Genomic DNA, 9,404 nt, shown 5'->3' with positions numbered 1-9,404 from the left:
CGGGGCCCGGACCGGGCCCCGCCACACCCCCATATACCCCCGCTGCCTCACATGCCTCCGTTACGCGGACAGCTCCGACCGCAGCGCGTCCCGCAGCCGCCCGGCCCGCTCGGACACCTCCGCCGGACCGAGCTCCACGGCCCGGTGCGCCCACCGCTGCCCCTCGACGAGGTCACCACGGCGCGCGCACAGCAGCGCGAGCCGCAGCGCCGCGCGCCCATGCCCGGCGTCGGCGGCGCGCGTCCACCACAGCGCGGCCTCCGGCTCGCTCCCCTCGCGGGCGAGCAGCAGCCCGAGGTTGAACGCCCCGTTGCGCGATCCCGCCTCCGCCGCCTCGCGGTACCAGCGCGCCGCGCAGACGATGTCGCCCCGCGCCGCGGCCAGGATCCCGACCCGCACCTGCGCGCGCCGGTGCCCCTGCTCGGCGGCCCGCTCGTACCACTCCTCGCACTCGGCGCGCTCACTGACGCACTCGCCGAGCGCGGGGGGTCCGGCCGGGGGCTGCCGCGCGTCGAGGACCGTGGCCAGGCGGTACGCGCCCTCCGCGCTGCCCCCGCCGGCGGCGCAGCGCAGATGCCGCTCGGCGCCCCGCTCGTCGCCGTCCCGCAGGCGGGCGATCCCGGCCTGGAGCGCGGCCTCGGTGTGCCCGCCCGCCGCGGCCCGCTCGTACCACTGGAGGGCGGCGCCCTCGTCGCCCCTGCTCGCGTACAGGATGCCGAGGTTGAACGCTGCGTCGACGCTGCCCGCCTCGGCGGCCTTGGAGAACCACGGTTCGGAACCCGCCGCGTCGCCGCCCTGCAGGAGCAGCACCGCCAGCGCGTTCGCCGCCTCGCGGTGACCCGCGTACGCCGCACGCCGGTACCACTGGTCGGCCTGCGCGGTGCGGCCCTGCTCGGCGCAGAGCAGGCCGAGGTTGTACGCGCCGTTGATGTCGCCCGCGTCCATGGCCGCGCGGTACCAGCGCTCGGCGGTCTGGGTCTCGCCGCGCTGGGCGTGCAGGGCACCGAGCGCGTTGGCAGCGTTGCCATCGCCCTCCTGGGCGGCGCGCAGCCACCAGATTCCGGCACTCTCCTCGTCACCGGCGTCGCGCAGCAGGAAGCCGAGCGCGCAGGCGGCCCGGGGCTCGCCGTCCTTCGCGGAGTTCAGGTACCAGCGGCCCGCCTCCTTGAGCTCGCCGCGCTTCTCCAGGATCGCGCCGAGGTGCAGGGCGGCCCGGCGGTGACCGCGCGCGGCGGCCTGCCGGTACCACTGCTCGGCCTCCGCGGCCGCGGGCAGCTTCCTGCGGGCGCCGGTCGCGCTCGCGTCGCCGGGGGCGCCGCTGTCGTCGTCGGCGGGCGCGGGCGCACCACGCAGCGCCCCCTCGGGACGCTCCTGTGCGGCGCGCCGGTCGAGGGTGCGGGCGAGCCGGTAGGCGGCCTCGCGGTGGCCGTGCTCGGCGGCGGCGCGCATCCAGCGCTCGGCGCCGACGTCGCTGCGGTGTTCGAGGAGGTCGGCGAGCGCGTACGCGCCGAGGGCGTGGCCCTGTTCGGCGGACTGACGCAGCCAGTATTCGGCGGCGGGCTCGTCGCCGCGCTCGCGGTGATGGCGTCCGAGGGCGTGCGCGGCGGGGGCGGATCCGGCGACGGCGGCGACGCGCCACCAGCCGGCGGCCTCGTCCGCGTAACCGCGCTGGAGCAGCAGGACACCGAGGTTGTTGGCGGCGGCGCGGTCGCCCGCGGCGGTGGCAGCGCGCAGCTGGGGCTCGGCTCCGTCGAGGTCACCGCGGCGCAGCAGCATGGCTCCGAGAACGCTCATCGCCTCGACGTCGCCGGACTCGGCGGCCGGCCGATGACGTGCTTCCTCCGCGGCCGCCCCGGGTTCCTCCCGGTCGGCCGGCTGCACAAACCGCCCTGTCTCCAACAGAGTTGCCTTGTCCCCCATAACGTCCATCGTCGCACCACCTGCAACCTGGGTACACCTGGTATACCGCAGCCAGTGAGGTCACTTCAGCGTTTTGTCGACATGCCCACAGAGAGATAAGTGAAACACAAAAACTTCAACTACCCCCGAGAGAAGCACGCTTCGCACACACAGACGCTTCCGCGAACACGACGAAGGCCCGGATCCTGAAAGATCAGGATCCGGGCCTTCGTCTTCAGTAGCGGGGACAGGATTTGAACCTGCGACCTCTGGGTTATGAGCCCAGCGAGCTACCGAGCTGCTCCACCCCGCGCCGTTGTGTTCAAACCGTACCACGGCGCGAGGGGGGTCTTCGCTCAGCTGCTCGAGCCCCCACCGTCCTTGCTGGTGTCCATGCCCTATTCCGCGTTCTTGTCGTTGCCGGCGCTCTGATCAGCGCTCTTGTCGCTGGACTTGTCGGCTGGCTTGTCCGCGGGCTTGTCGGCGTTCTTGCCGTCGCCGGCCGCCTTGTCGGCCGCGGACTGTGCCTTGTCGGCGCGCTTGAGGGCATTCTCCAGCTTGTCCTGCGCGTCGGCGTAGGCGTGCAGGTCGCCCTTCTTCATGGCGGCCTGGCCCTCCTCGAAGGCCTTCTCCGCGTCCGCGAGGGCTTCCTTGACGGTGGAGTTCTCCGGTGGCTTCGTCGTGTCGCCACCGGGCTTCTCCGGCTCGGCCGGCTGCGCGCCGTCCACTCCGAACGCCTGGTTGAGCGCGTCCCCGAGGTTGTCGGCGAATCCGGTTCTGTCGCCGTAGGAGACCGCGACCTTACGCAGCAGCGGGTACTCCGCGTTGCGCCCCTGTGCGTAGATCGGCTCGACGTAGAGGAAGCCCTTGTCGAGCGGCACCGTCAGCAGATTGCCGTACAGGACCGTCGAGTCGGCGCCCTTCATGTCGCGGACGAAGTTCGCCACGGACGACAGGGAGTTGAGCTTGTTCTGCACCTGTTCCGGGCCGTACACCTTGTCCTCGGTGACCCGCAGCAGTCTTATCGTGCCGTAGTTCTTGCTGGTGGCGTCCGCGTCGACCGCCATGAACGCGCGCAGGTTGGGGCGCCCGCTCGGTGTGAACGTCGTCGTCAGCGAGAACTGCTGGTCACTCTGGCCCGGCATCTTCATGGACAGGTAGTACGGCGGGACCGCACTGTTGTCCCTCTTCGTCGGGTCGTTCGGGACCTGCCAGGCGTCGGACGCGTTGTAGAACTGGTCGGAGTCCGTGACGTGGTACAGGGACAGCAGCTCGCGCTGCACCTTGAACATGTCCTGCGGGTACCGCAGATGGTCCTTGAGTTCCGTCGGGATCGCGCTCTTGGGCTCGACCGTGCCGGGGAACGCCTTCTTCCAGGTCTTGAGGACCGGGTCCTTGTCGTCCCACGTGTACAGCTTCACCGTGCCGTCGTAGGCGTCGACGGTGGCCTTCACCGAGTTGCGGATGTAGTTGACCTGGTTCTGCTGGGCCACCACCGCGCGCTGGTTGTCGCCCTCGTTGAGGGAGTCGGCCGTCGTGTCACCGAGCGTCGTACGGGACGCGTACGGGTACCCGTTCGACGTCGTGTAGGCGTCGACGACCCACTGGATCTTGCCCTTGACGATCGCCGGGTACGCGTCGCCGTCGATGGTCAGCCAGGGGGCGACCGCCTCGACGCGCTCCTTGGGCGTGCGGTTGTAAAGGATCTTCGAGCCGTCGCCGATGGCTCCCGAGTACAGGATCTGCGGCTCGCTGAAGGAGACCGCGTACGCGGCGCGGTTGATCGGGTTGGAGAGGCTCACGCCGCCCTTGCCGTTGTAACTCGTGGTCTTCTGCGTGCCGTCGTCCTGCTCGTAGTCGAGCTCCTTCTGGGGCCCGCCGACGATCGAGTACTGACGGGTCTTCTCGCCGTAGTAGATCCGCTGCTGGTACGAGCCCAGGGACCCGCCGGCGGGCAGGCCCGACTCGGTGAACAGGGGTGCGCCCGGGGAGTCCGGGTCGGTCTGCGTGCCCTTGGCCGCGACCGCTCCGAAGCCGTGCGTGTAGGTGAAGTGGTCGTTGATCCAGTTCCGCTTCTCGACGCCCGCGAGGTTCAGCTCGCGCAGGCCGATGACCGTGTCCTGGCCCTTGTAGCGGTCCACGTCGAGGGTCTTCGGGAACTGGTAGTACTTCCGCTCCTGCTCCAGCTGCTGGAACGTCGGCGAGACCACGTTCGGATCGTTGACCCGGTAGCTGGCCGCCGAGTCGGCGTCCGTGCGCTGCTGCTTGGCGTCCTTGACCGTGCCCTTGCCGGTGTAGTCCACCGGGGAGACCCCTGCGATGCCGTACGCCTTACGGGTCGCCTCGATGTTCTTCTCGATGTACGGGGCTTCCTTGGACTGCTCGTTCGGCTGGACCTGGAACTTCTGGACGATGGCCGGGTACAGGCCGCCGATCAGGATCGCGGAGAGCACCATCAGGCCGAAGCCGATGACGGGCAGCTGCCAGGTGCGCCGCCACAGCGTCGCGAAGAACAGCACGGCGCAGATCGCGGCGATGCAGAACAGGATGGTCTTGGCGGGCAGATACGCGTTCGCGTCGACGTACCGCAGGCCCGTCCAGTTGTCCGTCGCCTTGAAGTCGCTGGACTTCACCGCGAGCCCGTACCGGTCGAGCCAGTACGCGACCGCCTTCAGGGCCACGAACACGCCGAGCAGCACGGAGAGATGGCCGGTGGCCGCGGCGGTCGCGCGCGCGCCCGGGCTCGTGATCCGCAGCCCGCCGTACAGGTAGTGGGTCAGCGCGGACGCGATCAGGGAGAGGATGGTCGCCGCGAAGCCGAAGCCGAGCAGGAACCGGTACCACGGCAGGTCGAACGCGTAGAAGGCCACGTCGAGGTGGAACTGGGGGTCCTTCTGGTGGAACGGCACGCCGTTCACCCACATCAGCCACGTACGCCACTGGGTGGCGGCGGAGGCGCCCGCGATGAGACCGACCAGGGCCGTGATGCCGAGCAGCAGCCACTTCTTGTAGGGCGCGATGCTCATGCGGTACCGGTCGAGGCTCTGCTGCTCCATCGACATGGCGCTCAGCGGGGGCCGCAGGCGGTGCGCGAGCCAGACGTTCAGTCCGACGGCGATCGCCATCAGCAGGCCGAAGACGAAGAACAGCCCGATCTTCGTCCACAGGGTGGTCGTGAAGACGGACGAGTAGTCGACCGATCGGTACCAGAGCCAGTCGGTCCAGAACCCCGCGAACATGACGAACGCCATGCCCAGCACGGCAAGGACGCCCAGCGTCATGAGCAGGGAACGGACGCGCCGGGACGGTCGGCCCACTCTCATCCGCGGCCCCGTCGGGCCTCCGCCGCGGTCCGGCATCTGGAAAGCCAAGGTGCGCACCTCGAAAAGTTCGAAATCGATCGGTCAGGCCCCCGAGATCGCGGACCCATCACCTATGCAACTTACTCACGCTTTACTCAGTTCCCGGTTCCGGGTACTAACGAGGCAGGATTGTGACCATGTCCAACACTCCCATGGCAGCGAGCCCGCTCACCCGGGCCGTACTCGAGATCGACGAGTACGCCTCCGGCCTCGGCTGGGACCAGCCCGCCCGCCTCTTCGCCCTCGTCGACACCGCCCGTCTGCGGGCCCAGGAACCCGGCCTCGCGGCCCAGCTCGGCCTGGACGGCGAGCAGGAGACCGCGGCCTTCACCCCGATCGAGCAGGACGAGGTACCCGCCGACAAGCCGCTCGACGAGTTCCTCGGCACCATCGCCTGGCCCGACGCGGTCGTCGGCTGCGCCCTGACGGTGGAGCGGATGATGCTGCCGCCGTCCGCGGAGGCATCCGTTCCGGAGGGGCTCGGTGAGGCGGAGCTCGCCCGGTGGGTGGCGAAGCACCCGGGCCGTCAGGAGGTCCGGATGACGGTCGCGGTGCTGCGTGACGGTGCGCGCGAGTCGGCGCTGCGCCTGCGCGAGAAGGACTCCCCCACCGAGGTCCTCACCGGCTCGGACCTGGTCCCGGGCCTGGCCGAGGCCCTCGCGGCGACGTTCGCGGAGTAGCACCCTCACCACACGAAAGGGGGCGCCGCACTCAGTGCGGCGCCCCCTTCATGAACCTCTGGTCACCCCTTGACCGTGCACTTCGGCAGGTCGGCGGTGTTGCCCGAGCGGATGTCCTTGAGGGCGCCCATCGCGTCGTCGATGGTGTTGACCTTGACGAGGGTGAGTCCGGCCGGGACGTCCTTGGCCGCCTCGGCGCAGTTGTCCTTCGGGGTCAGAAAGTAGCGCGCGCCCTTGTCGCGGGCGCCGACGGTCTTCATCTGGATGCCGCCGATCGGGCCGACCTTGCCGTCGTCGTCGATGGTGCCCGTACCGGCCACGAACTTGCCGCCGGTGAGGTCCTCGGGCGTCAGCTTGTCCACGATGCCGAGCGCGAACATCAGTCCGGCGCTGGGTCCGCCGACGTCGGCGAGCTTGATGTCGATGGCGAACGGGAACGTGTGATCGGTCCCGGCCTGGATGCCGACGATCGCGCGACCGTCCTTGGCCTTCTCCGTGGTGACGGTGACGTTCTGCGTGCGGGTGGCCTGCTTGCCCGCCTTCTCCGCGGCGGCCGCCTCCTTGACGGGCACGATCGTGAAGGAGACGTCCTCGCCCGGCTTGTGCTTGGTGACGAGCTTCGCGACGTCGGCCGGCTTCCCGACCTTGGCACCGTCGACGGCCTTGATCACGTCACCGGCGTGCAGCCGTCCCTCGGAGGGGCTGCCCTTGATGACGGACTGCACGATCACCCAGGACTTCACGGGGATCTTCAGCTCGTTCAGGGCGGAGACCTTGGCGCTCTCCTGGGACTGGCTGAACTCCTCGGCGTTCTCCTGCGAGGACTGCTGCTCGGTCTTGCCGTCGGGGTAGAGCGTGTCGTGCGGCACGACGATGCTGTCGTGCGCGAGCCAGCCGTAGACCGCCGAGACGAGGTTCATGTTGTAGTCGGCGCTCGTGACCCGGACCGTCGTCATGTTGAGGTGACCGGTCGTCGGGTACGTCTTGCGGCCGGAGATCTGGAGCACCGGCTCGCCGTCGTGGTCCCCGAGCGTGTTGACCGTCGGTCCCGGGGTCATCTCCGCGTACGGAACTTTGATGAGCACTCCCGCGCAGAGCAGCGCGATCAGCATCAGGGTCGAGGCGAGCATCGTCGCGGTGCGGCGTGGCATGGAACGACAGTACGGGACCGGTCTGTCAGTGCACCGCTGGGGCGTCCGTCCGGGACTCGACCGCGGGCACCGATCCCTCCTCGGGGTCGGAAGGAGGGCCCAGAGGGGGGTCGAGAGGATCCGCTTCCGTACCGGTGTGCGACCGCTCCATGGCCTCGCGGAAGCGGGCGTACCCGTTGAGCTCCGACACGTCGCCGGTCCTGCGGTTCCGTGCGGCCCAACTGCCCCACAGACCGGCGCCGACCGCTGCGACAAGCGGAATGAGCAGCCACAAAAGTGCCGCCATGCCGGACCTCCGACGCCGTGAGCCACTGCAACTGACTGATCAGCAGATTAACCATCCGCTGCGTCAACGCTCGCCTCAGGGGTGCGGTTACGCAACCGGAACCCCCCGTGCGGCCGAAGGCGATGAGCGTGGCCGGCGTTCCGGGCGGTCAGCAGGCGCCGACCCACTCCTCGGTGCCGTCGGAGAATTTCTGGTGCTTCCAGATGGGCACCTCGTGCTTGAGGTCGTCGATCAGCTTGCGGCAGGCCTCGAAGGCCTCTCCCCGGTGCGGGCAGGACACGGCGACGACGACCGCGATGTCGCCGACCGCCAGATCGCCCACCCGATGGACGGCCGCGAGGGCGCGCACCGGGAACTGCGCGACGACCTTCTCGGCGACGGTCCGCATCTCGTCCTCGGCGGAGGGGTGGCACGAGTACCCGAGCCCCTCGACGTCGGCTCCGCCGTCGTGATTGCGCACCGTCCCCACGAACAGCGCCGTGCCGCCCGCCGCGTCCTCCCCGACGGCCCGGAACACCTCGTCCACGGTCAAGGGCGTGTCGCGGATCGCGAGGAGCCGGATGGGATCCTGCGCCGACTGCTCTCCGGGGTGGTCGTTCGCGGTGCGTGCCATGAGGCCATCGTGCCGTACGCGGCCACCGGCACGGAATAGAGCTTTCCACCGGCACGCGCGCGTGGTGGCTTGGAGCCTCCTACAGGGCGGGCCGGTCCGCGTGCCGGTCAGGGCGGGCCGTCAGATCCTGCGCCTGGCCTTGCGGGCCCGGCGCACCACCGCGGCCGCGCCGAGCAGGGCGACGGTGGCTCCGGCCGCTCCGGCCGCGGTCGCGTCCTTGCGTCCGAGCCGGCGGCCCGCGACGGTGTGCCGCCCCGAGACCTCTTCGAGGAGTTCGGCGAGGACCTCCTCGTTGGTCCACTGTGGGCGCCATCCGGCGTCGTGCAGCCGGCTCACGCTGACCACCCAGGGGTACATCGTGTACGCGAGGTCGCCGGCGGGGGACGGCGTGAGCCCGATCCTGTGGAGCCGTGCCGCGGCGCCCAGGGCGACCGCTGAGGGCAGCTCCATGCGGCGGATCCCGCTGAGCTCCTCGACCTCCTCCTGCTCCAGCCACCCGTCGCAGCCGACGGCGAGTTCCCCTTCGACCTTCTCCAGGACGGCGTACTCGAGGGCGCTGCACAGGTCCTCGACGTGGCAGAACTGCCAGGCGGGCCGTGATCCTGCCACGACGAGGAGCCGCGGAGACTCGAAGTACCTGGTCAGGGCGGTGTCGGTGCCTCCGACGAGGGTGGCGGGCCGGACCACGGTCACATTGAGTCCGGGGTGGGCGCGCGGCGCGCGGCGGGCGAGTCGCTCGATCTCCAGGAGGTCGCCGACGCCGGTGGCCTCCGCGGTCGCGCGCAGTTCGGCGTCTTCGGAGAGGGGCAGTTCGTTGTCCTCGAGCGCTCCGTAGACCATCGCCGAGGTGCACAGGACGACACGGTGGACTCCGGCGGCGGCCGCGGCGGTGAGCACCGTCTGGGTGCCGCGCACGTTGTACGCAGTCCGGGCGGCGGGGTCGGTCTCCAGGTCGAGGTCGAGCGCGAGGTGCACGACGACGTCCGCTCCGCGCAGCTTCTCGGCGATCGCCGGGTCGCGGACGTCCAGGATGTGCCAGGTCGCGGACGTGCACTCGCCGCGCCGCTCGTCGATGGCCAGGACCTGCTTGACCTCGTCGGATGCGGCGAGGCGCTCGGCAAGCAGCGCGCCGACCCCCGAGGCGGCACCGGTGACCGCGACGACGGGGCCGCGCCCCCCGGAACGGGTCGAAGGGTTTCGCGCTGCGCGAACCTGTGGATCTGGGGAACTCACCGGGCGTCTCCAGCGGTTGTATTCAGTACGTACGTGTATGACGCGTACGTCCAGGAGGCATCCATCCTGCCGCAGGCCGTGAGTCGGCGGAGCACCGAGGCCCTATCGCGTCACGGTGTCTACGCTGGGTGTGTAGTCGGGCAATCGCCGCCGGGACAGAACCGGTGGCCTTACCAGCCG

The 9,404-nt window shown here is 70.2% G+C and carries 7 protein-coding genes and 1 tRNA gene; 1 reads left to right on the top strand and 7 read right to left on the bottom strand.

Translation table 11 applies throughout. The features are described from left to right. Nucleotides 1-60 precede the first annotated feature (60 nt). From ACIPWY_RS30655 to ACIPWY_RS30645, 3 genes are all read right to left on the bottom strand, one after another. A complete protein-coding gene (locus ACIPWY_RS30655) occupies nt 61-1,929 on the bottom strand; it encodes a sel1 repeat family protein (protein WP_362903848.1) in 1,869 nt (622 codons plus the stop codon). Nucleotides 1,930-2,138: 209 nt separating this feature from the next. After that, nucleotides 2,139-2,212, bottom strand: a tRNA-Met gene (locus ACIPWY_RS30650). 85 nt (nt 2,213-2,297) lie between these two features. Then, complete coding sequence (locus ACIPWY_RS30645) at nt 2,298-5,258, bottom strand: UPF0182 family protein (RefSeq protein ID WP_362903995.1); 2,961 nt, start codon at nt 5,256-5,258, stop codon at nt 2,298-2,300. 140 nt (nt 5,259-5,398) lie between these two features. Here ACIPWY_RS30645 and ACIPWY_RS30640 point away from each other — a divergent pair, with 140 nt between their 5' ends. After that, nucleotides 5,399-5,941 carry a PPA1309 family protein gene (locus ACIPWY_RS30640; RefSeq protein WP_362903847.1) on the top strand — a complete coding sequence of 181 codons (543 nt, stop codon included), beginning with the start codon at nt 5,399-5,401 and terminating at the stop codon, nt 5,939-5,941. A 62-nt stretch (nt 5,942-6,003) separates the two neighbouring features. Here ACIPWY_RS30640 and ACIPWY_RS30635 read toward each other — a convergent pair whose 3' ends face one another. The 4 genes from ACIPWY_RS30635 to ACIPWY_RS30620 form a co-directional block, all read right to left on the bottom strand. Beyond that, a complete protein-coding gene (locus ACIPWY_RS30635) occupies nt 6,004-7,092 on the bottom strand; it encodes a PDZ domain-containing protein (RefSeq protein WP_362903845.1) in 1,089 nt (362 codons plus the stop codon). Between the two features lie 25 nt (nt 7,093-7,117). Beyond that, the gene (locus ACIPWY_RS30630; protein WP_362904005.1) at nt 7,118-7,378 is read right to left on the bottom strand and encodes a hypothetical protein; all 261 of its coding nucleotides are present in this window, start codon (nt 7,376-7,378) and stop codon (nt 7,118-7,120) included. Nucleotides 7,379-7,526: 148 nt separating this feature from the next. Continuing rightward, nucleotides 7,527-7,991, bottom strand: coding sequence for a molybdenum cofactor biosynthesis protein MoaE (locus tag ACIPWY_RS30625; RefSeq protein WP_393706036.1), 465 nt, complete (start codon nt 7,989-7,991; stop codon nt 7,527-7,529). Nucleotides 7,992-8,111: 120 nt separating this feature from the next. Beyond that, nucleotides 8,112-9,224: an SDR family oxidoreductase gene (locus ACIPWY_RS30620; protein ID WP_362903841.1), complete on the bottom strand. Its 1,113-nt coding sequence runs from the start codon at nt 9,222-9,224 to the stop codon at nt 8,112-8,114. Nucleotides 9,225-9,404: the final 180 nt, after the last annotated feature.

It is taken from the genome of Streptomyces sp. NPDC090032 (genome assembly GCF_044748025.1).
Lineage (GTDB): Bacteria > Actinomycetota > Actinomycetes > Streptomycetales > Streptomycetaceae > Streptomyces.
This window is presented reverse-complemented; position numbering and strand designations above follow the sequence as displayed.

What these genes read in the sequence shown, in the direction of transcription:
- ACIPWY_RS30625 (WP_393706036.1), bottom strand. Translation starts at nt 7,991, where the DNA reads ATGGCACGCACCGCGAACGACCACCCCGGAGAGCAGTCGGCGCAGGAT.
- ACIPWY_RS30655 (WP_362903848.1), bottom strand. Translation starts at nt 1,929, where the DNA reads ATGGACGTTATGGGGGACAAGGCAACTCTGTTGGAGACAGGGCGGTTT.
- ACIPWY_RS30645 (WP_362903995.1), bottom strand. Translation starts at nt 5,258, where the DNA reads ATGCCGGACCGCGGCGGAGGCCCGACGGGGCCGCGGATGAGAGTGGGC.
- ACIPWY_RS30635 (WP_362903845.1), bottom strand. Translation starts at nt 7,092, where the DNA reads ATGCCACGCCGCACCGCGACGATGCTCGCCTCGACCCTGATGCTGATC.
- ACIPWY_RS30630 (WP_362904005.1), bottom strand. Translation starts at nt 7,378, where the DNA reads ATGGCGGCACTTTTGTGGCTGCTCATTCCGCTTGTCGCAGCGGTCGGC.
- ACIPWY_RS30640 (WP_362903847.1), top strand. Translation starts at nt 5,399, where the DNA reads ATGTCCAACACTCCCATGGCAGCGAGCCCGCTCACCCGGGCCGTACTC.